The organism is Bradyrhizobium sp. CCGUVB23 (genome assembly GCF_024199885.1).
Taxonomy (GTDB): domain Bacteria; phylum Pseudomonadota; class Alphaproteobacteria; order Rhizobiales; family Xanthobacteraceae; genus Bradyrhizobium.
In genome coordinates this window covers 6981443-7006353 of the sequence record NZ_JANADQ010000001.1, presented here as the reverse complement: position 1 = coordinate 7006353, position 24911 = coordinate 6981443, and the positions used below count along the sequence as shown (strand labels likewise).

Sequence of the window (24911 nt, the reverse complement as noted above, 5' to 3'; positions counted from 1 at the left end):
GCCGAGCAAGGGGAGCCGCGTGCAGCAACCGACGCCGACGATAACCAGGGATGGACGCTTCGCCTATGAGGCCGTAGGCGATCCGGATGCGGTGCCTTTGGTCTTTCTGCATGGCATTGGCGGCGCAGCGCGCGCCTGGCGCCACCAGCTCGCGACATTTGGCAGGCGTTTTCGCGCAATTGCATGGGACATGCCTGGTTATGGCGGGTCGAAACCGCTCCCTGACGTGAGCATTCCCGCATTGGCGGAGGCCTTGCAGGAGTTCCTGCAACAGATCGAAGCCAACGGACCCGTCCTGGTTGGCCATTCGATCGGCGGGATGATCGTGCAGCAATGGCTGACGCAACATCCTCAAGCCGCACGCGCGGTGGTATTGGCGCAGACCAGCCCAGCCTTCGGCAAGGCCGACGGTGACTGGCAGAAATCGTTCATTGCGGCGCGGCTCGGGCCCCTCGATCGCGGCGAGACCATGAGTTCGCTCGCGCCCTCGCTCGTCAAGGAGCTGGTTGGCGAGGATCCGGACGCGAAGGGCATGGATGTCGCGCGTGACTGCATGGCCAGCGTGCCGGAGGCGAGCTATCGCGCGATGATGCTCGCCCTGATCGGGTTCGACCGGCGGAGCGCACTCAAGGACATCGCCGTTCCGACGCTGCTCCTGTCCGGATCCAGGGACAACAATGCGCCTGCGCCGATGATGGCGAAAATGGCGGGCTACGTCCGTTCAGCTCGCTACGTGGAGCTCGCGGGCATCGGCCATCTTGCCAATCTCGAACGTCCTGATGCCTTCAACGCGGCAATCGATGATTTTCTGATATCAAGCGTGGCCAAAACACAGGTGACCGGACAATGACCATGCAAGTCAGCAAGAACAGCACAGCCAACAAGGTCGCGCTCGACGCGCCGATCTTCGATCCCGTTGCATTCCGCCTGAACGCCGAGCAGACGGCCATCATCGCCCGGGCGCGGGAGATCGGCCAGAGCGTGTTCGCCGGCCGCGCCGCGGCCTACGATCGCGACGCGGTGTTCCCGACCGAGAACTACCGCGATCTGCACCGCGTCGGCCTGCTCGGCATCGCCGTCCCGAAGAAACATGGTGGACTGGGGGCCGGCTACCAGACCTATGCGCTGGCTGCGGCTGAGATCGGCCGCTATTGCGGTGCGACTGCGCTGACCTGGAACATGCATGTCTGTTCGACCCTGTGGTCGGGGCCGTTGGCGGACGACCTCGACATGGATGACGCAATGCGTGCGGAGCACGAGCGTCGTCGCGCAGTCCACTACAAGCGCATCGTCGAGGATGGTGCGATCTATTCGCAGCCTTTCTCGGAAGGCGGCGCGGCGGCCGCAGGCGGCGTTGCTTTCGGCACCGAGGCGAAGCCCGTTGGCGGCGGTTGGATCATCAACGGCAAGAAGATCTTTGCTTCACTCTCGGGCCATGCCGACTACTACGGCGTTCTCTGCACCGAAGTCGAGGAAGGCGAAAAGGCCTCACGCCGCAACACGCTCTACCTCGCCATTCCCGCCAAGGCGGAAGGCGTGTCTGTGGTCGGGGATTGGGATCCGCTCGGGATGCGAGGGACGGTCTCGCGCACGCTCCTGTTCAAGGACGTGTTCGTGCCGGAAGATGCCGCCCTGATGCCGCGCGGCGTCTATTTCCAGGCTGCAATGCGCTGGCCGCACATGTTCCTGACGTTATCGCCGACCTATATGGGTCTTGCGCAGGCGGCCTATGATTTCACCGTGCGCTATCTGCGCGGCGAGGTTCCCGGCATGCCGCCGGTCAAGCGCAGGATGTATCCGACCAAGCAGATCGCGGTCGCGCAAATGCAGATCAAGGTCGAGCAGATCAAGGCGATCTGGTTTCAGGCGGTCACCGAGGCTTGCGCCAATCCGAGCAAGGAGCAGGTGTTGCGGGCCTACGCCGCACAATATTCGGTCATGGAGGGTGCCAACGAGCTCGCAGCGCTGGCGATCCGCACTTGCGGCGGTCAGGCCATGCTCAAATCGTTGCCGCTGGAGCGTATCTATCGCGACAGCCGTTGCGGCTCGCTGATGCTGCCCTGGACGGCCGAGCTCTGCCTCGATCGCATCGGGCGCGAGGCGCTGTACGAGCCCGGCGAATCGGACGACTGATTGTGGACCTCTGTCATCTGATCGATCGCAACGCAGCGTTCGCGCCGGACAAGCCTGCGATCCATTTCGAAGGCGAGAGCTTGAGCTATGCGGCCTTTGCCGTGCGCATCGAGCGGACCGCCAGCGCGTTGAAGGCTGAGTTCGGCGTCGGCCGCGGCGATCGCGTCGCGATCCTGAGCTTGAATCGTCCCGACTACCTCGTCCTGCTCTACGCGTGCGCACGCGTCGGCGCGATACTGGTCCCGCTGAACTGGCGGCTCGCGGTTGCCGAGCAGCTTTTCATTCTCACGGATGCCGGCGCCAAGGTGCTGGCGCTCGAAGAGGCTTTTTCCGGCGTAATTCCTGAGCTGGATCGAAGCCTGCCGGGCATTAACCTTGTTGGTCTCGACTTCGCGCCGCCGGACGGAAGCACGTTCGATTCACTGCTGGAATGCGACAACCATGATGGGCGCAATCCACATGCCGATCTCGCTTGCCCGCTCCTCATCGTCTACACGTCGGGCACGACTGGCCGGCCAAAGGGCGCGGTGCTGCGTCAGGAAGCGCTGTTCTGGAACGGCGTCATGAGTCAGCACATGCACAATCTGACGTCGGACGACCACGTCCTGACGGTGCTGCCGTTCTTTCATGTCGGCGGACTCAATATCCAGACCACGCCGGCGCTGCAGTTGGGTGCGACCGTTACGATTCATTCGCGTTTCACGCCGGAGGCAGCGCTTGCCAGCTTCGAGCGCGACCGCCCAACGCTGACCGTATTGGTACCGACGATCCTCCAGGCGGTGAGCGATCATCCCGGCTGGGGTGCGGCCGATCTTTCGTCATTGAAGGCCGTCGCCACGGGATCGACCATCGTGCCGCCGCACCTGATCGAACGCTTCGTCGCGCGCGGTGTTCCGGTCTTGCAGGTCTATGGCTCGACCGAGACCTGCCCCATCGCCGTCTACACCCGGCTCGGCGGCGATTTATCGCGCGCGGGCTCGACCGGCCTGCCCGGCCTCTGCTGTGAAGCAAAGGTGATCGGCGCTGACGGCGCCGAGGTGCCGCCTGGAACGCCTGGCGAGATCGCAGTGCGCGGTCCCAACGTCTTCTTCGAATATTGGGGCGACCAGGACGCCACCCGCGACGCGCTGCATGACGGCTGGTATCGCACCGGTGACATTGGCCTGTGCGATGACGACGGATATTTCTGGGTCCGGGATCGCAAGAAGAACATGATCATTTCCGGTGGCGAAAACGTCTATCCGGCCGAGGTCGAACGCGTCCTGCTGGAGCATCTTGACGTTAGCGAGTGCGCCGTGATCGGCAGGCCCGATCCGCGCTGGGACGAAGTGCCGATCGCCTATGTGATCCCGCGCTCAGGCCGTCGGCCCGACGCGGACCAGTTAAAAGCGCATTTGCAGGCGCAGCTCGCACGCTACAAGGTCCCGCGTGAGATCGTCTTTGTCGCCGACCTGCCTCGCACGGCGCTGGGCAAGGTGCAGCATTTCCTGCTGAAGAAGCTCGACGCGCAGTCGCGCGCGCAAGGAGAAGTCTCTTGAAGATTGCCGTGCTGGGCGGCGGCAATGGCTCGTTCGCGGCCGCCGGCGATTTTGCTCTGTCCGGGCACGAGGTTCGGCTCTGGCGGCGCGATGGAGAACAAGCGGCGGCCCTCCGCGCGGCCGGCTCGCGCATTCTCGTCAAAGACCACGGCGGCCGGCACGAGGTCAAGCTTGAGCTTGTCACCACCGACATTGCCGAGGCGATCAGCAACACCGAGTTGATCCTGTGTCCGGCCCCGGCCTTTGCCCAGCCGGATATCGCTCGCCTGCTTGGTCCGCACCTACGGGACGGACAGGTCGTGTTTCTGCCACCGGCAACCTTCGGCTCGATGATCTTCGCTCAGGCTTTGCGCGATTGCGGCAATCGCGCCAAGGTGAGCTTTGCCGAAACCGGCACGCTGCCCTGGCTGACGCGCAAGCATGGGCCGTTCGAGGTCGCGATCACGATCCGCGCCAAGCGATTGCCGGTCGGCGTGTTCCCGCTCAGCCAGGCGCCGCACGCGCTCGATGTGATCGGCCGTGCGTTTCCAGGTGCGATTGAACCCTGTGGAGACGCTCTCTCCGGCGCCTTGATGAACGCCGGACCGATCATTCATCCGCCGCTGATCGTCATGAACGCCGGCCCGATCGAGCATTTTGAACGTTGGGACATTCACAAGGAAGGCACGCAAGCCGCGATCCGCCGGGTGACGGATGCGCTCGATGCCGAGCGCATCGCGGTGCGCGAAAAGCTCGGCTACGGAGCCCCGCACTTCCCGCTCGCCCACCATTATGCAAAGGAGGGCGAGATCTGGATGTACGGCCGCGGCTCGCACGATCGCCTCACCGACTCCGGCGATTGGCGCGAGCGGATCGTGCTCAGGGACCACCGCTACATGCGGGAAGATCTCCAGCTCGGGCTATCGTTCCTCGTCTCCGTCGCTGAGTTGGCCGGCGTTGCTACGCCGCTCGCGAAAGCCTTCCTCTCCATCGGAGGCGCCATCTGCGGCGAGGATTTTGCTCAAGGCGGTCGTACCCTCGCAAGCCTGGGCCTCGGCCAACTCAGCCAAGCCGAATTGCAGACATTGCTGCGTGAGGGCTTTGACCGATGACCGCCCGCACCAACATCGCCTGTCTCGGCGCCGGTCGCATGGGTCGCGGGATTGCGGTCGCCTTCGCTTATGCCGGGCATGCTGTCACCATGATCGACGTCAAGGCCCGTTCTGCGGAGGAGTTCGCAAGGCTTGAGGCGGAAGCGTTGAACGAGGTCCATAAGACATTCGCGAGTCTGGCGCGCCTGGGACTACTTACCGAGGCGCAAGCCGACATGCTCGTCGGACGAGTCTTGGTGGTCCCGGCCAGTGAAAGCGAAGCTGCCCTGTCCAGCGCCGGCCTCGTCTTCGAAGGGGTCCCCGAAGTCGTCGCGCTCAAGCGCGAGGTGCTCGCCGCCGCATCAAGGCAGGTCCCGCGTGACACCATCATTGCTTCCACGACATCGACGATCCTCGTCGACGATCTCTCCGGTGTGATCGAACATCCGGGCCGCTTCCTCAACGTGCACTGGCTCAATCCGGCCTATCTCATCCCGCTCGTCGAAGTCTCGCCGGGCGCTGCCACCGATCCGGCCGTTGTCTATCAAGTCAAGGTGACGCTCGAAGGCATCGGCAAGGTGCCGGTGGTCTGCGCCGCAACGCCCGGCTTCATCGTGCCGCGCATCCAGGCGCTGGCCATGAACGAGGCCGCGCGCATGGTCGAGGAAGGCGTTGCAAGCGCCGAGGAGATCGACAAGGCCATCCGCTACGGGTTCGGCTTCCGCTATGCCGTCCTGGGGCTCCTGGAATTCATCGATTGGGGCGGCGGCGATATTCTCTACTACGCCAGCCGCTACCTCGAAGGCGCGCTTGGCAGTGACCGCTATCGGGCGCCCGAGGTCATTTCCCGCAACATGCAGGAAGGCCGGATCGGACTTCGTACCGGCGCGGGCTTCCTCGACTATTCAGGCCTCGATGTCGACGCCTATCGCGAGACGCGGCTGAAGGCGATGGTCGACCTGCTCCGGCACTTTGGCCTTGCACGGCCGCCAGTGCTCGACCGCGACTAGCCGAACACGTCCTGCAGCACGCCGTCACGCACGACCGCAACGCCGTCGAGCTCGATCGTGGTTCCCATCATCGGCAAGTCGAAATGTCCCGCAGTGTAGCGGCCGGCAAATTCGTTCGCGCCGGTCGAGAACAGGAAGTTGCCGGAGACCGCGCGCAGTTCGGTGCCGTTGGTGTCGCGCTGATCGTACATCGACAAGGCCTCATAGCGCGCGCCCGGGTTCATGCCGAAGCCCACATGCGACACCGCATAGGCCTCCCGGTCACCCCACGCAGCGAGATAGGCGCGCATCATCGCAGCATCAGTGCCCTCGCCCTCGAGTTCGACGACATAGTCGTCTTTCAGCGTCATCTTCACCGGCGATGTCAGGTAACGCTTGAAGGTGAGATTGATGTCACCCGGCGCCATGACCAGAGTCCCGTTGATGGTCCCGCTCTTCGGAAAGCTGACGACGATGCCGCCCGGCCAGTGCGCGAGCGTGCCCGGCTTGTCGGTCCACCCCCAGACCCCGACCGTCGAAGCCCCGACCATGTCGACATCGAGCGCGGTGCCTGCCTTCGACGTGACGCGCATCCGCTTCGTTCCGCGCAGCATCTTCGCCGCTGCGCGAACCCGCTTCTCGAGCGCTGGATCCGGCACCATGCGCTCGAGCGCTTCAGGGTGCTCATTGGAAATCACCAGAATGCGGGCACCGGCCTTGAGGATTTCCGGCGTCTCCACGGCATGCATCAAGCCTTCGATCGTGCAATCGACCACGAAACCAGCCTGCTGGAGCGCGCTGATGACGGGCGCCATCCCCTGGATCGCCTCGCTCGCCCCGGTGGATCGGACCGGCACGATATGGCGGTTTCTGGGCGTGGGCATAACGACGTGGAACGGTCGCGCGCCCAGACGCAACAGAGCGAGCTCCGCCAGTTGCACGTTGAGCGCACGCGACTGGGTTTCCGAAAGGATGGCTGCCGTATCGCCGGCCCTGACAGCGCACCGCTCAAAAATCTCGCAGAACGCGTCGATCCATTTCGCCTCGATCCGATCTGCCAGCATGATTCACTCCCCGACTTTCTTATTCTCTTGTTCGCTCAGATCACGCCTCGGGAAAACCCCGCAGCAGGTACGACCGCGCGGCTTGCAACAGGGCGTTCAGGATCAATCCCAGCAGGGAGATCGTGATCAACGGCACGAACATGTCAACGGCCTGGAACGTGCGGGCCGCAGTGATGAGCACATGGCCGAGGCCGTCGGTCGACGTGATCATCTCGGCCAGGAACACCACGATGCAGGAAATAACAAGTCCGATGCGGCAACCCGTCAGGATCGACGGCATCGCGGCCGGCAACACGACCTTGAGCAAGATCTCCCGCCGCGGCGTACCAGCCGCCATCGCCGACCAAATCAGCTTCTGCTCTACGGTGGAGGCGCCATAATAGGTGGACAAAAGGATCGGGAACAGCGCGTCTGCAGCGACCAGCGCGATCTTCGATTCATGACTGAAGCCGAGCAGCAGCAGCAGCGCCGGATAAAGCGCGACTTTTGGCAGCGGCGCGAGAACCCGCACGAGCGGCCGCACGACGCGGTTGATCGCAGGACTCGCAGCCGCCACCATACCGATGCCGACTCCCAGCGCGACCGCAATCAGAAAACCGGCAAATAGTCGGAACAGGGTTGCGATGATCTCCTGCTGAAAACCGGCGGTGGCAAGCTGTTGCAGCAACCGAGTAAAAACGAATCCCGGTGGAGGCAGCAACGCAACTGGCGCCACCCCAAACGATACCAGTCCCTGCCACAATGCGATGAGCAAGGCGATCGGCAGAAGCCCGAGGAGGACGTCCATTGAGAGCGCGCGCGACTTCATGAAAAGCTCAGGGGAATGTCGAACTGGGGCTCCGACCACCGCACCAGGCGTGCCCGGACCTTCTCGAAGGCAGCATCAAGACCTATTCCCATGGCACCGACGATAATGATCATTGCGAAGACGGTGTCGTATTGGCCCATGTCGAGTGCATTGAACAGGATATTGCCTGCGCCGGACTGCCGGGCAATCATCTCGCTGGTAATCATGGTGATCAGCGCCAGCACAAGTCCAGTACGACATCCGGTCAGGATTTCCGGCAATGCCGCTGGCAGCACAATGCGGACCAGGCGTTGTACAGCCGACAGGCCCATGGCGGCCCCGGACCACAGCATCTTCTCTTCGACCGCCTTGGCGCCTTCAAAGCTGTGATAGATCACCGGCAGGCTGACGCCGAGGAAGATGACAAGCGTCTTGGCGATATCGCCGACGCCCAGCCAAAGCATGATGATCGGCATCAATGCCGCCTTTGGCACGGGATAGATTACCATCAGAAGCGGATTGAAGAAGGCCGCCACGGAACGGCTCCGCCCCATCAGCAACCCGAGTGGGATCGAAACGGCGACGGCCGCGGCGAAGCCGATGGTCATGCGACGCAGCGATGCCAGGATATTGATCAGGGCCTCCTTGTCGCCAAGGATGGCCGGAACCGCACGCATGGCCTCGAACGCGGTTGGGAAGCCGTCGTTCTTCAGCGCAAGCGCCGCCACCTGCCACGCGGCGAGCAGCCCAACGCAAGCGAGCAAGGGAGCAACGCGCCGGCCAATGGCTGCGGACCAAGTCATGCGTTCGCACCAGCTTCATCGCTGTCATCGAACATGCGTTCGATATCAACGACGTATTTCTGATAGCGCGGGTCGAGTAACAGCTCGGTCCGCCGGCGCGGCCGCGGCAGATCGATATCGATCACCTGCCGTATGCGGCCGGGAGATCGCGACATCATCACGACCTTGTCTGAAAGAAACACCGCTTCATCGACGGAGTGAGTCACGAACAGAACCGTCTTCCGGTCGCGTTCCCAGATGTTGAGGAGGTCGTTCTGAAGCCGCGTACGCGTGTGAGCATCGAGCGCTCCGAAGGGCTCGTCCATCAGCAACACTTCGGGATGGTAAGCGAGCGTACGGGCCAGCGCGACGCGCTGCTTCATTCCACCCGACAGCTCCTTGGGAAAGAAATTCTCGTAGCCCTTGAGGCCAACCATCTCGATCAGCGCGCGACTCTGTGCCTCCGCCTCAGTCGCGCGGACGCCTTGCTGACGCGGCCCGTACATCACGTTGCCGAGGACGGTCTTCCATGGAAAGAGCGCGAACTCCTGAAACACCGGCCCGCGATCGGGCCCGGGTGCCGTAATCGTCTTGCCCTTCATTTTCGCAGAGCCGCTGGTCGGACTGACGAAACCGCCGACGATATAGAGAAGCGTCGACTTGCCACAGCCGGACGGTCCGAGAATGGAGACGAATGCGCCTTCTTCGATCGCCAGCGAGATATCGGACAGCGCAAGGTGATCCTTGCGCGCCGACGTTTGAAAGATCTGCGAAACACGATCGATCTCGATCATTGCGGTCGCGGGCTGTTGCGCCGGCACTTGGGCCGTCATCTCGCTCGATCTCGAAGGCAACACCTTCATGCCGTCTCTCGCCTCATGCGTGCGCGACTCCGAATACGAACGACCTGCTCAATTCCCTTAACGATTGGCCTCGACCTAGCAAGAAACTTGCCAGACGAATGCCGTTCCGACGCTCGCCCCGATCACTTGAACCACGGCCACTCCGCTGGCCCCTCGTGAGTGACTGCTCCTCCTGGAGCCTGCCCAACGAGGCGTGCATATTTCGCAAGGGCCCCGGCGCGGTGACGCGGTGGCCGGGGCTTCCAGTCGCGCTGGCGGGTTGCGAGTTCTTGTTCATCGACCAACAGGTCCATGCGACGGCCGCCGGCGTCGATCCTTATTCTATCGCCATCGCGCACCAGCGCCAACGGACCTCCGACAAAGGCTTCAGGGGACACGTACCCGATACACATGCCGCGTGTCGCGCCGGAAAAACGTCCGTCGGTGATGAGGGCGACCTTCTCGCCCATACCCTGGCCATAGATCAGCGCCGTGACGCCGAGCATCTCGCGCATGCCGGGACCGCCAACCGGTCCCTCATTGCGGATCACGAGGACCTCACCCGCCTTGTAGCTCCGGTTGCGCACGGCGTCGACACAGGCCTCTTCGTCTTCGAAGACATGCGCCGGCCCTTCAAAGGACAAGTTCTTCAGTCCCGCAACCTTGATCACGGCACCATCAGGGCAGAGACTGCCCTTCAACACCGCGACGCCTCCGTCGCTCATAATGGGTGTACCGGCCGAATAAATCACTTCACCATCCGGCGCGTTGGAGCTGCCATACTCGTCGGCAATCGTTCGACCGGTGATGGTCAGGCAGCTTCCGTCAATGTGTCCACTCTGGATCAGTTCTCGGATGACGACGGCCGCTCCTCCGATATCGTAAACGTCCTTTGCAGTGTACTTGCCGCCGGGACGCAGATTTCCAATCAGGGGGGTGCGGGCAAAAACCTCACCGACATCATCGATGGCGAAGGAAATTCCGGCCTCGTTCGCTATTGCCGGTAGATGCAAGGCCGCATTCGTCGAGCCGCCGGTGGCGGCGACAATTGCAGCACCATTTTCCAGCGCCTTCCGCGTGACGATATCGCGCGGCAGTGGCCCGCCGCGCTCGAGCATTTCCATGACGAGCCGGCCCGCACGCCGCGAGACCTGCGCGCGCTCCGGATAGACGCCGGGGATCATCGAGCAATTGGGGATGGTGAGGCCCATCGCCTCCGAAACCATCGCCATGGTGTTTGCGGTGAATTGTCCGGCACAAGCGCCGATGGTCGGCAGGCAGCTCCGCTCGATCTTTTCGAGCGTGGCACGCTCAATCTCGCCGGTCATGAAACTGCCGACCGCCTCGTAGGAATCGAGGACGGTCAGCGTTTTTCCTTCGAGTCGGCCTGGCAATGCGCTGCCGCCGTAGATGAAGATCGACGGCACGTTACAGCGGATCATCCCCATCATCACACCGGGAAGCGTCTTGTCGCAGCCGCCGAAGCCGATCAATGCATCGTAGGCAAGGCCGTGAACGACGGCTTCGATGGAGTCAGCGATCAGCTCGCGTGAAAAGAGGGAGAATTTCATCCCCTCGTGATTCATGCTGATCCCGTCGGACACCGAGATCGTCGTGAACTCACGCGGAGTTCCGCCGGCCTCCTCGATGCCCGCCTTGGCCGCGTCGACCTGGAAATCGTGCGTCATGTTGCAGGGCGTCTGCTCGCCCTTCATGCTGACGACGCCGATCATCGGCTTGGCAAGGGCTGCGTCATCCAGACCCATCGCACGCATGAACGCGCGATGCGGCGCGCGGTCGAGGCCGTCAGTCGTTACCCGGGAGCGCAGCTTCTTCATGCCTGTATCATCTACATTCGACGTCCCACGCAATATTGGGACGCCGCAAATTGTTCCGGCTATTCGCCAAGTTGCCTATTGCAACGGCGCAACGATGGTCGGATGCTTGAACTGCGCAACATCCAGTTTCGGCAGCATGCCGGTCTCGGCGTAGATATCCAGCATCTTCTGGATCGCCGGGAAGTTCGGCGCGGCGCCTGGATCGCGCCCGAAATCATTGTCCTTCAGCAAGTAGGTGTCGAGGACCGGGATCGGAGCCTTGAGCACCTCCGAGACCACTTTCAGCGTCTCTTCGCGGTTCGCCAGCGCCTTCTTCATGCCCGAGGTGATGTCGCGCACGTAGGCTTTCACCAGCTCCGGATTCTTGTCGACGAAATCGGCGCGGCAGGCTTCGAGGATATGCACGATGTTCGGCATGGCCTGCGACAGCGAAAACAGCTTGCGCGTGCCGCCCTTTGCTTCCGCGCGCGCAGCGAATGGCTGGTTCATGTTGACGGCGTCGACCCGGCCCTGCCGTAGTGCGTCTTCCGAGACCGCAAAGCCGACCTCGACGAGCTTGATGTCCTTTGCGGGATCGACACCGTTCTGCTTGAGCAGCATGTTGAACGGCCCCTGGGTGCCGCCTCCGATCACTGAAATGCCGACCGTCTTGCCCTTGAGATCGGCGATCGTCTTGATCGGTGAGTCGTCCATCACCGCCCAATAGACCGAAAAGCCGCCCGGCTTCTCGAACACGTGCTGAGCCACGATGTAGGCTTTGAGATTGCCGCCAACCACGCCATTGGACAGCGACAAGGGCGCCTGCGTGGCGCAGTCGAGCGCGCCGGCGGCGAGTGCCTGCGTCATGGGCGCCGTGCCCTGGAATTGCGTCCACTCGATGTTGTAGGTCTTGCCGAGGTCGGGAAATTCGGCCGGCCGCCGCATCATCCAATATTTGGATTCCTCGGCCGGAATGGTCCAGCCGACACGGATCGTCTGTTGCGCCTGCGATGAGCCCGTGCTCGCGGCGATAGCCGCAGCCGCCCCAAATGCCAGGATCCACTTTGAAACCGTCCGCATCATGCCCGCTCCGCTGCTTCGGCGCCGACCGGCGCCACCCAATCCGACCAGGAACCAAATGTTTCATGGTTCAAACAGTCAGGCAAGCCATGCGCACCGACGCAATTTCCCCATCAGCTCCCGTGTATGTTAGGGCGACATTCAACCAGCATTGCACAGCGACAGAAGGAAGCGACCCATGGCTGAATCCGCAGGCGCGAACCCGCATCCCGCCGAGAAGCTCGGCTATCTCGGCCTCGGATTGATGGGAGCGCCTATGACCCGACGGCTCCTCGCGGCCGGCTATGAGGTGGCGATCTGGAACCGCTCGGCCGCGAAGGCGGCCGCGCTCGTCGAAGTCGGCGCGAAACGCGAAGCCAGCCCCCGGGACGTTTTGACCTGTGCCGGCATCGTTTTCATGTGCCTGACGGATGCCGCGGCGGTCGAGGAGGTGATCTTCGGCCCCGAAGGACTTTCGGCAGCCCCCGGCGCGGGCAAGCTCGTCGTCGACTTCTCATCCATCCATCCGGATGCCGCGCGCGACATCGCTGCGCGGCTTAAGGCGGCAAACGGTATGGGCTGGATTGACGCACCGGTCTCGGGCGGCACAAAAGGAGCAGAGGAAGGCACGCTAGCGGTCATGGCGGGCGGAGATCCCGGAGATGTCGAAAGGGTGCGGCCGTACGTCCTCACGATGGCACGCAGGCTCACACACATGGGCCCGATCGGCGCCGGCCAGACCACCAAGCTCTGCAACCAGGTGATCGTGGGCTGCGCGATGGCCGTCCTAGCCGAAGCAACGCGACTTGCCGTGAACGCCGGAATCGACGCAGAACGGCTTCCGGAAGCCCTCGCCGGAGGCTTTGCGGATTCCATTCCCCTTCAGCTCTTCGTCCCGCGAATGGTTCAGGGCATTCACTCCCCGCCGCTCGGCTACATCGCGACCATGCTGAAGGATCTCGACGCCATCGCCGATGTCGCTCACGCCACCTCGACGCCCGTGCCGATGGCCTCGCTCGCCGGGCAACTGTTCAGACTTGCAAGCGCGAGCCGCGGCGCGGATGCCGATGCCCTGGAGATCTACAAGCTCTCCGCGCCGAAAGATTGAATTGGTTCGGATGCGGGCGCCGAACTGGTCCGTCTTACGAGGAGTTCTGGCGATCATCGTCTGGTAAAAAACGCCCGTAGGCCCCCCGCGCAAAAAGCAGAGGTTCATTTCGATTGTAGGAGTAGGCCTCGACCGCTCCAAGAAAGATCACGTGGTCGCCACCGTAATATCGATTGACAGACCGGCACTGAAAATTGGCAACGCTTTCGGCAAGCAGCGGCGCGTTCCCGAGCGCGGGACTCCAGTCAACACCAATGAACTTGTCGTCCGAAGATTTTGCGAACTTGTTCGCAAGCGCCTGCTGCGAGGCGCCGAGCACGTTGACTGCGAAATGGCTGGCATTCTGAAATACGGTCAGGCTCGACGAATAGACCACGAGGCTCCAGAGCACGAGTGGTGGATTGAGAGATACCGAAGCGAATGAATTGCACGTCAAACCGTAGGGTTTGCCGTCCGGACCCGCGGCGGTAATGATGGTCACGCCCGTGGCATAGTTGCCAAGGGCGTTGCGAAAATCGCGCGGATCGATCGGCGAGCTGTCGCTCGCCAGCTCGTTGGCTGGGTCTGCGGCCGGCGGCTGCTTGGGCAAATCAGTCATCGGCCGGCCTCACAGCGTCAGGTTCTCGGACGGCAGGCCGAGCGCCACGCGGCCATAGTTCGTACCAGCCGCGTCGAAATTGAACGCGAGGTGCGAGTTGATGGCGTGGGCATCGCGGAATTGCCGCTGCAAGACGCCGCTCGTGAACAATCCGCGCGCGCCGCTCGCGGCGAACAGCATCGACACCGCCTCGGTACACAGATTGACCGAGAATGCGCCGTCACGCCTGTACCTGGTCTTGGCTGCCATGCTCGGAACGTGGCCACGCCGCGCATCTTCCATGGCAAGCGCACAGGCAGAGCGCATGATCAAGCGTGCGGCGTCGACCTTCGCCGAGGCATCGGCAATCTTGATCTGGGTGCTTTGGAAATCACTCAGCTTGGCGCGGTTGTAGGTCGATATGCGGTGGCGAACGACCTCGACGTAGTCATCCAGGCATGCCTGCGCGTTTCCGAGCGCAACGCCGGACAGAACGTACGGAAACAATGAAAATACCGGAAGCGCATAGAGCGGATTGGGATTGACCGCGCTTCCGGGTGTCGGACCTCCCGCCAGATTGCCGACGGCGACCGTCATGTAGTCGGGAACAAAGGCATCCCTAACTTCCACGTCGCTCGAACCGGTGCCGCGCAGTCCCGCTGCGTTCCAGGTGTCGAGGATCTTGTAGTCCTTTCTGGAAAGCAAGAAGATGCGATATTCGATGCCGTCGGCCTCGTCATCGGAGTAGACCACGCTTGCAAGCATGTTCCATTCGCAGGACGCTACACCCGACGAGAACGGCCAGCTTCCGTGCAGTCGATAACCGCCATCGGTTTTCCGGGCACGACCGGCGGGGAAAATGAACGACGAGGCGATCAGAGTATTGGCATCGTGGCCCCAGACCAAAGTCTGGGCCTTCTCTTCGAACATGCCAAGCATCCAATGGTGGCTCGCCAGGTTGGCAAAATTCCAGGCCACTGAAGCGTCCGCCTGCCCCAGCAGGTCGGCACAATCGATCAGCGCGCCGTAATCGAGCTCCGCCCCTCCGAAGCGCTTGGGCTGAAGAATCCTGAACAGGCCTGCGTCATGAAGGTCCTGCTCGGTTTCGGGCGGAAGGCGCCGAAGCTCCTCCGTCCGCGCTGCGCGCTGTCGCAATTGAGGAACGAGCGCCCTGGCGCGCGCGATCATCGCGGCATAGGCATGCTCACCGGTCTCCGCCTCCGGCTGGGCCGCACCTGAAATGGGATTGCCGGCCACCATTCGTGTCCCTCGTTTCGCCACTGTTATGCGGCCGAAAGCCCGCCAGATCAAGACGATGCAATGTCAGCGGCCGGATTCAGCCTTGTACCCGGGCTGCTCGAAAGGATGAGACGTCGCAAAGGCCGGCAGCGCGAAACAGCGATCCGCGAGCCGGGCCACGGTCGGATAAGGCGCCATATCCCATTTGAGGAAATGGGCCCCCACAACCTGCCCCGCGATGCAGATATCGGCTATCCCGGGCGTGGCGCCTAGGACGAACGGAGCCGGCGATCGCCTGGCGAGGAGCCGCTCATAGGTCGCCAGCCCCTCGCGTGCCCAATGCTCGGCCCATCCTGTGATTGCGTCACCATCTGCCCCGAATGCCTTTGCCAAATGATTACGCACGCGCGGCGTCACCAGCGGATGGACGTCCGCAACCGTCACCAGAGCCAGCGACCGCGCATACGCGCGATCGGCCGGATCCGTCGGCAACAACCCCGGCTCGGGACTGACTTCGTCGAGATATTCGATGATCGCAAGCGACTGAAACACCCGGTATCCGTCGTGCACCAAAGTCGGCACGACGCGCTCCGCGTTCACGGCATCATAGTCAGGCGTGAACTGCTCGCCGGACATGATGTCGATGGGAATTTCCTTGAACGGGAGCCCCTTGAGCTTCAACGCCACCCGCACGCGAAACGACGCAATCGATCGCCAGAAACCGTATAGTTGGATGTCCATCGTCACTCCCCTCCATTCGCCGACGCTCCCGACGCGAGACGACGTTCCGGGTTGGTTACCCCAATCGCCGGCCGGCTCCAAAGGCGCCGTTCTCCGCAAGCTCGCCGAGCCGTCGCTCGTCATAACCAAGCGTCTCGCGCAGGACGTCCCTGGTGTGCTCACCCAACAGCGGCGCCGCGACGGGCTCAATTGCGGGCGTGAGATTCATGGACACCGGAGATTCGATGTTGGGCACCCAGCCTGCCGTGGGGTGCGGGATCCGGTTCAGCCGTTGCCGCTCTCGCGCCTCTGGCGCATTGAAGCCTTCCTCGACGGTGCGAAGATAGCCAACCGGGATATTGGCCTGCTTCATCTTCGTCATCCAGTTCTCGAGGCGATCGCCGGCAAACACCTCGGCAATGGCGGCGCGCAGCTTCTCCTTGTTCTCGGCCCGCGCTTTCCGCGTCGCAAAGCGAGGATCGGTGATGAGGTCAGGTCGATCAAGCACCTCAACGACCAGACGCCGGTAAAGCCTGTCATTGCCGCACGCCATATAGAGCGGTCCGTCAGCCGCCTCATAGACTCCGACCGTGGGAGAACCGCTCGGCGAGTTGCCGAACCGCCCGGGATTCTGGCCGTTGATCAGATAGGCCATGCCATAGAAGCCAGTCATGGCCATCGCAATATCAAACAACGCGACTTCAACGTGCTGCCCGCGCCCCAGCCTCTCCCGGGCCAGCAGCGCAAGAAGGATGGCATTCCCGGCCGCCAACCCTGTCGCCATGTCGACGATCGGCGGACCAGTCCGGACTGGCGGTCCATCGGGGAAGCCGTTCAACGACATGAAGCCGCTCTCGGCCTGGGTGATGGGATCAAAGCCGGGCCGAGAGGCAAACGGCCCGGTCCGGCCATAGGCAGAGATCGAGCAGTAAACCAGCCGCGGATTGATCGGCGCGACCGATTCATAATCCAAGCCGAACTTCTTCATGACGCCGCCCGAGAAATTCTCGACGACCACGTCGGCCTTGCGGATCAGCTCGCGCGCCACCTCGCACGCGGTCGGCACTGCGAGATCCAGCGCGATGCCGCGCTTGTTGCGATTGAGGCTGAGAAAGGCGGCGCTCTCGCCTCCGATCTCGGCGTGCTCATAGGCCCGCGTATCGTCGCCGCCGTCGGGATTCTCGATCTTGATGATATCTGCGCCGAAATCGCCGAGCATTTGCGTGCAGGCCGGTCCTGCGACCACACGCGTGAAATCGATGACCAGCAGTCCGTCAAGTGCCGTAGGCCCGTTCCCGGCGCGCGGTGGACGCTCCGGCAGTTGCAGCTGATCAATCATGCTGGCTTGCTCCCTACATCGGCTTGTGGCCGCCGAATACCGACTTTAAAGCCCGCGGCACGGCGCAGCGCAAGTCCCCCGCCCGCGTCCGATCAGCAGTAGTATCGCAGATCGCCGGCACAACGAGCCGATCGAAACGCAAAAGCGGCCCGGCAGCGTGATGCTGCCGGGCCGCTTCCATGCAACGGACGGTGGTTCGTCGTCCCTTAAAGGCGAGGCCGTGCTTTGCTTTTGCGTGGTGCATTCCGCTTCACGGAAGCTCACCCACCTAAACTCCGGTTCAGCCTTTTTCGCCAGTAGAGCGTGTTCCTCCATCCCCAGGGCACCTCCGGCTCATAGAGCCGGTAGCCAGTCCTGATGAAGTTGTTCGCGGATATCCTGTTGTCGGTCGTGTCCGACACGATGCTCTCCCAACCGATCCGCCGGGCCTGCACCTCGACCGCCCGCATCAGTCTGCGTTGCAGCCCGCGCCCTTGATGCTCCTGCAAGACTCCCACACGGCAAAGATATCCGCTGTTGGGGGCATGCGTGGACGGCACGACGCCCGCAAAAGCGACGGCCTTGGCTCCGCTATGGGCAAGCCACCAGGATCCCGATCCGAACTGTGGAACGGCTGCGGTGCCGAAGAAGGTCCATTGATGAAGATCGCGGAGGATCTCGGCGACCTCGTCGTCGTCGCTGTCGACAGCCCGAATACGGTACACGGCTTCGCCCTCTGAAAAGCAAGACGGATCTTCGGCCGCGATGTCACTGCCCTTGCTCACTTACTCAGCACGACCTTGACGCCCAGCCAGAGCGCGCCGATCAGGCCCGTCGCGATCACAGTGATGACCGCCTTGAAGGTGTAGCTCTGAGCCTGTTCCACGCTCTTTCTCCACCGGCGAAGGTGCTGGAAGTCCGCCCTCAATTCGCCTCCGACCCACTGCACGATCCACATCGTGAAGGCATCCGCCGCAGCCCCCGCGCCCCCGATATCGATGAAGGCACGCAAGGGAAGCAGCGGATCGGCCGAGACCTTCCCGATCCGCCCCTGTGCGCGCGCCTCCGCCAGCAGCGCCGCAAAATAGGCGCCCTCGAAGGCGCGGGCATACTCGCCCTCCCAGATATGATCGTAGCGCTCTGGATAGAGTTTCTGGTCGAGCAGGCGCTCCTCCTCGAGCACATCAGGAAACCAGGGATTGTCGCGCCAGTTCGCCTTCACAACGACGGCGCCGTCGGGCCCGCGGGTGCGCAAAAAGTCGTCGATCGCATCGCTCTTGCGCCGCGGATTCCAGCTCGCCCACAGCTCGGAGTTTTGCGCGCGGATGGTCGGCCGCAGCAGCGCGAGGCTGCGCGCGCTGAGGCTTTGCGCCTCGTCGATCCAGGCGATGCGAAATCCCTCCAATGATTTGATCGAGTCGGCCGTGTGATCCTGAAGCCCGCGGAAGATGATCAGCCCGTCGCCGGGCGTCTCGATCTTGTCGCTATAGAGCTTGAAGCCGTGGCCGAGCCCGAGGCTCGCGATCTTGCCTTCGATCAGCCGCTTGGAGGATTGCGCCAGCGTCCGCTGCGCCTCGCGAATGCAGACCGCGAGCGTGCCGCGCTCGGCCTGGCAGGTCTCGACCAGCAGCTCGCCGAAGAAGTGGGATTTTCCGGAGCCCCGTCCGCCGTAAACGCCCTTGTAGCGCGCGGGTTTGAGCAGCGGCTCGAAGATCTTGGCCGTTGGAATTTTCAGAATGGACAATGGATGCGCTCGCTCGCCCTAGGGCAGGCCGATACGCCTGCGCCACATCGCTGACCAGTCTTCGTTGTTCAGCTTATCGGATGGTCCTTGCGGAGCTGGACTGAAATCAGCAAGGACGTCGCCGGAAGACGTAGGCCACGATCCGAATCGTCTCTCGAAGTCGCTTTGTGGCGAAGACGGAAACGAAGCGTCGGGAGGAACAGCGGGCACCGGTACGGGATCATCCGAATTAGATACGGACTGATCCGATTTTCCGGCTGGCATCCTTCTCAGAATCCGCACATCTTCGGGACGTGATGCACGCATGATATCCCCGTTTTGCCGATACCGCAGATACTCCGGAATGTAAGCCGGCGCGGGAATTGGATCGAATGGTCCTTGCGCATCGGCAAACGCACCGGGGTCAAAAACATTACCTGAGGGATCCTTGATTTGATAATGGACGTGCTGCTGTCCTGGATTGCCATCCTTATCAAAAAGACCGGTATTCCCCATCGTGCCGATCACTTGACCCGCCGCAACCACATCGCCAACCTTAACGTGCCGAGAGTTGGTATGCAGGATCTGGTGCCGCAATCCGTTATTGTCTCTGATCGAGATTGTCCCCCACTGATCCTCGCCGGCGTGCTCAACGACGCCATTTACGGGAGACCGCAATTCCGGGTGGTTCTTGTTCAGCCGAGCCTCTTGACCACCGACATAATTGAAGTCGATCCCAGGTGCGGGTTACTTGATCCGCGTGGCCTGCCTGTTACCGCGCCGTATGGACTCGTAACGTGAGGCGATATCCCCCCGATGGGCCGAAGTATACGTCGCATCATGTCGTCCCACATGTTGAAAAATCCCTTTTGAGAGAGAGCGCGCGCGCGAGAGAGAGAGAGAGAGAGAGAGAGAGAGAGAGAGAGAGAGAGAGAGAGAGAGCCTTCACGCGAATTGGCAAACGGCGGTCCTCGCCGCTTCGATGGCGGGCGACGGCTTGCTCAACTCACGCTGATCCATTAACTAGTTCGCGCGCGGTAGTTTCGTCGAAGCCACATGCCGCATTCGTCGAGGAATGAGGGGACTGAGGTGAACAGAGATCTTCGTCACAGAATTCTCGGTCAGGCTGTCTCTGCGGCTGTACTGCTCGCTCTTGCGCCTCCTGCTTTCGCACAGGAGCCGCTCGCTCCGACATTCGACAAATGGCGCCCCAAAGCTGGCGTCTACGCCGAGCCGGGCAACAATTTCCAGTCGTCCTGCGACGAACGCAACGACGTGACGATCGATGTCAGCGGCAAATCGGTCAGCGGCTACGAGTGGGCCTGCGAGGTCAAGAAACTCCTCGATCTCGCGCCAGGTTCGCTGAAGGTCGAAATGACTTGCAGAGATTATAATCTGGCGCAAAACCTCGACTCTCGCGACGGCAAATGGGAAAATAGGCTGTTCAAGGAGATCATGTTCATCAAGCGGCTGAATGAAACGACGATCTCCGTTCAGAAGAGCTTGAATGGGAAGCTCAAGGATCCTCCTTGGCGTGAGGCCTACTGCCCTCTGAAGACGCAGCGCGCCCTTGCCGAAGCCAAGCTCCAGGCGAAAGAAGAAGCCAAGCAGAAGGCCGAGGAAGCCAAGCGGAAGGCCGAAGAGGAACGCGCTCTCAAGAGCGCTCATCCGCAAGATGGTGTCTACGCCGCGGCGGGTAGTGATTTCGAGGAGCGCTGCACAAAGTTCAACGACACCATCGTTACGTTCGCCGGAAAATCGATCTCAACGGCCTCAAACATTTGCAAGATCAACCGGACGCGGGTTCAGCTTCCCGACACCGTCAGGATCGGCGCGACCTGCACAAGCCCGGATGCCGTCAGCGTACAGAACACGAGCACCACGTCGGACGGTGAGAACCTGATGTTCAAGAAGATTGACGACAAGACCGTGATCCTCTGGATCATCAACAACGGACATTTCACCGGCGACGGCCGGACGCTGTCCTATTGCAGCGATCAGGTGCAGCGCGCCTATGCCGGGCAACACCGGACCGGCAAGTCGGTCAAGAACTAGCCGGACGCGGCTTAATCGCTGGGGTCTCCACCGCCCGATATCACCGGATGCACGATGATGCGCTCGATCCGGTGGATCAGCTGCAACACCCCGTCTTCGACGTTCTCGCCTCCCTGCGCGACCTTGCCCCAGCCGCGATCGAGGATCGCATTCGCGGCGGAGACGCGCGCGGCAGGGGTTGCATCCTCGCTCCGCATGACGCCGACGAGGACGTTGATGGCGGTTCTGGTGTGGCTACGCGCCACAGACCGAATTTCGGTGAGAGTTCTCGCCCTGGAAGTCCTCTTGGCGACAGGCGGGCGGACGGCGTCGCTCTCGTGCTCGCACTCCGGATCCTCATTCATGAAACTGTCTCCCACAAAACGATCGCGAGCAGGCCGGCAAGCGCGAGCGAGATCAGATAGGCTGTCATTGGCTGCTCCTAAAAGAAAATGCGCGGCAGATCGCGAGAAGCGCGAATCATTTCGGGCGCCAACCCTATCCCCGATCCGGGGACCGCGGCGGCTCTGGCTCATAGCCGCGCCGCGGGCCGGCACGTTCGCGCGTGCACGGCCAATAATGGTTCAGACGACGGCGCGCTGATCGGCGCTCAGTGAACGCGTATCAACGAGGGCGAGGCCGCGAAGCGCCGCCGCCGTCCGATCTCGGGTATTGGAATGAAAAAACCCGCAGCGGATTTCTCCGCTGCGGGTTGATGCGAACTCTTTCGATGATGCCACTTTAGAGGTGATTTGCCCGACGTGTCAAGTGCAATTTTGTATAATCCGAAACGAACCATCCAGAAGCAGGCTGATTGCTATCACTCTGGCTTCGACAATGCGCAGGGCGGTCCTCATCAATCCATTCGGTCCTGCCGCATGAGCGGCCGTATCCAGCGCGAGAACCATTCTTCAGCATCATTCTGCACGCCGCGGGGATCCTCCAATCCCCAGATCGGTGGTGGGATGGAATAGGCCGGCTCATTCACGAAGGCACCAACTGGCCTGCGTGCTTGCGGCGACTGTGGATCGCCAGGCGGCATGCTCCAATCGCCAAAGCGGTCGTTGAACTCCGAAGAAGGCAAGTAGGGAATGGGCGACGTACCCGACGCGAACGCGTTAGCTGAGTTCGAGGCGTTCACGCGCGTAAGGCGCCGAACATCTTCGGGGGCGACAGTTCGTGCTGCGTCAGGGGCCGGAGCCCCAAGCGTGCCTGATGCCTGCGCAGGCATCGTGCCCGCCGAGGTCTCGGTCCAGTCGCCGAAGCGATCGGCAAAAGTGTCGGCGCGAGCCGGTTCTTGATCGAACGACCTGCGTTCGGCCGCCTGCGGCGGGGACGCGGCCCCCGCGGAGCGACTGCCGTCATCCCACCAAACCGGTCGGAGTTCTTGTAACGGACCGCGAAGCGCTCGCGCTCGTCTCCTCCAAAGGTGTCGCCGTCCTTGACCACGTTTCCGTGTTCGACGAGATAGGCGGCAAGGCCCGTCACCTTGTCGATCATTGTTGGAAACGGCAGCTTAGCAGTCTCGAATTCGATCTCACGTCCGGCGAATGCCGCGAGCCCCATCGTCACGGCGCCGATTCCCGCATGCGAACGAAACGGAAGGATGTCGAGCCACAGCGTGAAGGGATAGTCAGGAAACGGAGCAAAGGAGCGGCTGGACATCTCGAGCCACAGCCTGGCGGGCCGCGCGACCTTGCCGCCCCACACCACGCCGCAGCATTCCGGGATAACGGCGATCAATGCGCCGATGACAGCAGTGCTGAGACGCGCGGCGGGCAGCGGCTGCTGGCCTTTCCCGACTACTGAAACGATCAGATGACCTCGATGCCGCGCCGCAATCGTCTTGCCCTCCGGCCAAGTCGTGGCAGTACGCGACCATAGGCCCGGATCCTGCGGGATAGGCGCCGGCATCGACATCACCGCGACAAGTTCATCACCGCAGCGAATGAGCGGCGAACCCACATGGCGAACTCCTGTCGGACTGTTGTCCGACACGGTCTCCACCGGCAACTGGGGATGCCGCGTGCGGAGAGCTTTAGCCACGGTCGACATGTCCGGTGTTGTCGGATCGTCCAGCAGGACAAAAGCGAGAGCACTCATCGGCGATCACATCTTTCGCTCAGAGGTAGAACCAAAATCTGACTAGAACAAATAGCGAACAAAAGTCAACGTCCTCCCTCCGAGCTAGTTCGCAGGGCGTGAGCGGAATAGTCGGCTCAGGGAGTAGACGCCCATAGGCGATCTTCCGAGAGAGTTCGACTCCCTCGGATGCGCCATCACGTGTCTTGCGCATCGGATGAAAAAACCTGCAGTTTCGTAAGCGTTCGTACCCTGACTTGACTTCCCTTTCCTCTCACGACCGAGGAAGGCGTCCCGCGTACACTCATTTCCTTTTTCATTTCGTCCATTCACAATCTCCCTTCGACAGGACGATCGCGAGGAGGCCCTCAAGCGCGAGCGAGATCAGATAGGCAGTCATCGGCTACCCCAACAAAAGCAAAAGCGCGGCAGATCGCGAGACAAAGCGCGATTCATTTCGGGCGCGAACCCTATCCCCTTCCCGGGGGCCGCGGCGGCGCAAGCAATCGGCTCGCGCCGCGGGCCGGCACGTTCGCGCGTGCACGGCCAATCATGGTTCGGACGACGGCGCGCTGATCGGCGCTCAGTGAACGCGTTTCAACGAGGGCGAGGCCGCCGTCCGATCCCGGAATTGGAATAAAAAAACCCGCGGCGGATCTCTCCGCGCGGGTTGATGCGAACTCTTTGGATGATGCCACTTTAGTGGTGATTTGCCCGACGTGTCAAGTCGTTTCTGATTTTCCTATCCGGCTCGAATGCCCGCCTTGCCTTCCAAACCGACATTCGCAGAGCTGTGGCAGTTTGCCTCCAAACTGCGACACCAGGTCGCTCGATGTCGCAGACTGTCTTTTGGTCAATGGGAATATCGAAAGCACGGCTGTCACCGACCACTCAACGCCTTCGTGCAGCGCTCAACTGCCTTTGGACCATCAGGATCGGACGGGGCCAATTCGGAGAATTTCTGGTAGTCCGCCAATGCGCGTTGCAGGTCGTTCTTTTGTTCCCGTGCAAAGCCGCGGTTATTAAACGCTATTGCCTGGTTCGGCATAAGCCGGATCACCTGGTCGAAATCCTCGATGGCGCGGTCGTATTGACCTTTGGCATTATAGGCGATGCCGCGGTTGTTGAGCGCCTCAGCGTGGTTTGGATTAAGCCGGATTGCCTGGTTGAAATCCTCGATGGCGCGGTCGAATTGGCCTTTGGCGCTATAGGAGGTGCCGCGGTTATTGAACGCATTTACGTAGTTCGGATCGAGCCGGATCGCCTGGTCGTAATCCTCGATGGCGCGGTCGTATTGACCCTTCGCCTTATGGGCGATGCCGCGGTTGTAGAACGCATCTGCGTAGTTCGGATCAAGCCGGATCGCCTGGTCGTAATCCTCGATGGCTCGGTCGTGTTGGCCTTCGACGTCATAGGCGGTGCCGCGGTTGTAGAACGCAGCTGCGTCGTTCGGTTTGAGCCGGATCGCCTCGTTGTAATCCTCGATGGCGCGGTCGTATTGGCCCTTGTTGGCATAGGTGTTGCCGCGGTTGCTGAACGCATGCGCGTAGTTCGGATTGAGCCGGATCGATTGGTTGTATTCCTCGATGGCGCGGTCGTATTGGCCTTTGGCAAAGCAGGCGTTGCCGCGGTTGAAGAACGCCAATGCGTAGTCCGGATCAAGCAGGATCGCCTGGCTGCAATCCGCAAAGGCCTTGTCGCTTTCCCGCTTTCCGTTCCACTTGGAGCAACGATTGTTGAAGAGCGCAGCAAGCTGATGGCCGCTATATCGACCGGAGTCGATCCCACGTGTGCACGCGGCTATTGCCTCGTCGCCAGATGCCTTTCCACACGTATTGACGTCGTCGTCCGCCGAGGGCGCCGCCACCAACCAGACTATCGATGCGAAAGCCAGAGCCGCCAGCGCGCCCCGCAGAATTAACTTCATTATGAGTGATCTTGGACAGAACGAAAACTGGGCGTACCGGCTCGGTTCGTTCGAGCCTGTCGGAGAATTCCAGCGTCTTGCATTGGCCGGCTATCTGTAGTC

Annotated in this window: 22 protein-coding genes and 1 pseudogene; 7 read left to right on the top strand and 16 right to left on the bottom strand. The window is 61.9% G+C overall.

Annotated features, from left to right (window positions below):
* Window positions 1-19: 19 nt before the first annotated feature.
* From NLN62_RS32455 to NLN62_RS32435, 5 genes are read left to right on the top strand one after another with little or no spacing between them, the layout of a single operon-like run.
* Entirely contained in the window at window positions 20-850 is an 831-nt protein-coding gene (locus NLN62_RS32455) for an alpha/beta fold hydrolase (protein WP_027528453.1), read from the top strand.
* Complete coding sequence (locus NLN62_RS32450; RefSeq protein ID WP_254111513.1) at window positions 847-2133, top strand: acyl-CoA dehydrogenase family protein; 1287 nt, start codon at window positions 847-849, stop codon at window positions 2131-2133. The genes NLN62_RS32455 and NLN62_RS32450 overlap by 4 nt, the downstream gene beginning before the upstream one ends.
* A gap of 2 nt (window positions 2134-2135) precedes the next feature.
* Window positions 2136-3671: a class I adenylate-forming enzyme family protein gene (locus NLN62_RS32445; RefSeq protein ID WP_254111512.1), complete on the top strand. Its 1536-nt coding sequence runs from the start codon at window positions 2136-2138 to the stop codon at window positions 3669-3671.
* Entirely contained in the window at window positions 3668-4762 is a 1095-nt protein-coding gene (locus NLN62_RS32440; RefSeq protein WP_254111511.1) for an NAD/NADP-dependent octopine/nopaline dehydrogenase family protein, read from the top strand. The genes NLN62_RS32445 and NLN62_RS32440 overlap by 4 nt, the downstream gene beginning before the upstream one ends.
* On the top strand, window positions 4759-5751 hold the full coding sequence (locus NLN62_RS32435) for a 3-hydroxybutyryl-CoA dehydrogenase (protein ID WP_254111510.1): 993 nt from the start codon (window positions 4759-4761) through the stop codon (window positions 5749-5751). Before NLN62_RS32440 ends, NLN62_RS32435 begins: the two co-directional genes overlap by 4 nt.
* On the opposite strand, the gene NLN62_RS32430 is transcribed toward NLN62_RS32435, so the two are convergent.
* The 6 genes from NLN62_RS32430 to NLN62_RS32405 all read right to left on the bottom strand — a co-directional run bounded on the left by NLN62_RS32430 (window position 5748) and on the right by NLN62_RS32405 (window position 12102).
* Entirely contained in the window at window positions 5748-6794 is a 1047-nt protein-coding gene (locus NLN62_RS32430) for a peptidase M29 (RefSeq protein ID WP_027528448.1), read from the bottom strand. The genes NLN62_RS32435 and NLN62_RS32430 overlap by 4 nt on opposite strands.
* Before the next feature lie 40 nt (window positions 6795-6834).
* A complete protein-coding gene (locus tag NLN62_RS32425; protein WP_027528447.1) occupies window positions 6835-7602 on the bottom strand; it encodes an ABC transporter permease in 768 nt (255 codons plus the stop codon).
* Window positions 7599-8384: an ABC transporter permease gene (locus NLN62_RS32420; RefSeq protein WP_254111509.1), complete on the bottom strand. Its 786-nt coding sequence runs from the start codon at window positions 8382-8384 to the stop codon at window positions 7599-7601. Before NLN62_RS32420 ends, NLN62_RS32425 begins: the two co-directional genes overlap by 4 nt.
* Window positions 8381-9226, bottom strand: coding sequence for an ABC transporter ATP-binding protein (locus NLN62_RS32415; protein ID WP_371933054.1), 846 nt, complete (start codon window positions 9224-9226; stop codon window positions 8381-8383). The genes NLN62_RS32420 and NLN62_RS32415 overlap by 4 nt, the downstream gene beginning before the upstream one ends.
* 122 nt (window positions 9227-9348) lie before the next feature.
* Window positions 9349-11043, bottom strand: a complete 1695-nt coding sequence (gene ilvD / locus NLN62_RS32410) for a dihydroxy-acid dehydratase (RefSeq protein ID WP_254111508.1) — start codon at window positions 11041-11043, stop codon at window positions 9349-9351.
* Between the two features lie 75 nt (window positions 11044-11118).
* Entirely contained in the window at window positions 11119-12102 is a 984-nt protein-coding gene (locus NLN62_RS32405; RefSeq protein WP_027528443.1) for an ABC transporter substrate-binding protein, read from the bottom strand.
* Window positions 12103-12280: 178 nt separating this feature from the next.
* On the opposite strand from NLN62_RS32405, the gene NLN62_RS32400 reads away from it, so the two are divergent.
* Window positions 12281-13189 carry an NAD(P)-dependent oxidoreductase gene (locus tag NLN62_RS32400; RefSeq protein WP_027528442.1) on the top strand — a complete coding sequence of 303 codons (909 nt, stop codon included), beginning with the start codon at window positions 12281-12283 and terminating at the stop codon, window positions 13187-13189.
* Window positions 13190-13223: 34 nt separating this feature from the next.
* On the opposite strand, the gene NLN62_RS32395 is transcribed toward NLN62_RS32400, so the two are convergent.
* The 7 genes and pseudogenes from NLN62_RS32395 to NLN62_RS53675 all read right to left on the bottom strand — a co-directional run bounded on the left by NLN62_RS32395 (window position 13224) and on the right by NLN62_RS53675 (window position 19444).
* Window positions 13224-13787 (bottom strand): flavin reductase family protein, encoded by a 564-nt coding sequence (locus NLN62_RS32395; RefSeq protein ID WP_254111507.1) that lies wholly within the window; start codon window positions 13785-13787, stop codon window positions 13224-13226.
* A 9-nt stretch (window positions 13788-13796) separates the two neighbouring features.
* Window positions 13797-15026, bottom strand: coding sequence for an acyl-CoA dehydrogenase family protein (locus NLN62_RS32390; protein ID WP_027528440.1), 1230 nt, complete (start codon window positions 15024-15026; stop codon window positions 13797-13799).
* Between the two features lie 63 nt (window positions 15027-15089).
* Window positions 15090-15746, bottom strand: coding sequence for a maleylacetoacetate isomerase (maiA, locus tag NLN62_RS32385; RefSeq protein ID WP_254111506.1), 657 nt, complete (start codon window positions 15744-15746; stop codon window positions 15090-15092).
* A gap of 55 nt (window positions 15747-15801) precedes the next feature.
* Window positions 15802-17064, bottom strand: coding sequence for a CaiB/BaiF CoA-transferase family protein (locus NLN62_RS32380; protein ID WP_254111505.1), 1263 nt, complete (start codon window positions 17062-17064; stop codon window positions 15802-15804).
* Between the two features lie 260 nt (window positions 17065-17324).
* A complete protein-coding gene (locus NLN62_RS32375; protein ID WP_027528438.1) occupies window positions 17325-17768 on the bottom strand; it encodes a GNAT family N-acetyltransferase in 444 nt (147 codons plus the stop codon).
* 398 nt (window positions 17769-18166) lie between these two features.
* Window positions 18167-18787: pseudogene (locus NLN62_RS53680) on the bottom strand (PBSX family phage terminase large subunit); the annotation flags it as partial.
* 18 nt (window positions 18788-18805) lie between these two features.
* Complete coding sequence (locus tag NLN62_RS53675) at window positions 18806-19444, bottom strand: M23 family metallopeptidase (RefSeq protein WP_371933053.1); 639 nt, start codon at window positions 19442-19444, stop codon at window positions 18806-18808.
* A 411-nt stretch (window positions 19445-19855) separates the two neighbouring features.
* Here NLN62_RS53675 and NLN62_RS32360 point away from each other — a divergent pair, with 411 nt between their 5' ends.
* The gene (locus NLN62_RS32360; protein WP_254111502.1) at window positions 19856-20821 is read left to right on the top strand and encodes a hypothetical protein; all 966 of its coding nucleotides are present in this window, start codon (window positions 19856-19858) and stop codon (window positions 20819-20821) included.
* Window positions 20822-20832: 11 nt separating this feature from the next.
* Here the strand turns inward: NLN62_RS32360 and NLN62_RS32355 are convergent, their stop codons facing one another.
* The 3 genes from NLN62_RS32355 to NLN62_RS32345 all read right to left on the bottom strand — a co-directional run bounded on the left by NLN62_RS32355 (window position 20833) and on the right by NLN62_RS32345 (window position 24809).
* Window positions 20833-21165, bottom strand: a complete 333-nt coding sequence (locus NLN62_RS32355) for a hypothetical protein (protein WP_254111501.1) — start codon at window positions 21163-21165, stop codon at window positions 20833-20835.
* A 772-nt stretch (window positions 21166-21937) separates the two neighbouring features.
* Complete coding sequence (locus NLN62_RS32350; protein ID WP_254111500.1) at window positions 21938-22903, bottom strand: DUF4261 domain-containing protein; 966 nt, start codon at window positions 22901-22903, stop codon at window positions 21938-21940.
* Window positions 22904-23762: 859 nt separating this feature from the next.
* Window positions 23763-24809 carry a tetratricopeptide repeat protein gene (locus NLN62_RS32345; RefSeq protein ID WP_254111499.1) on the bottom strand — a complete coding sequence of 349 codons (1047 nt, stop codon included), beginning with the start codon at window positions 24807-24809 and terminating at the stop codon, window positions 23763-23765.
* Between the last annotated feature and the right edge of the window lie 102 nt (window positions 24810-24911).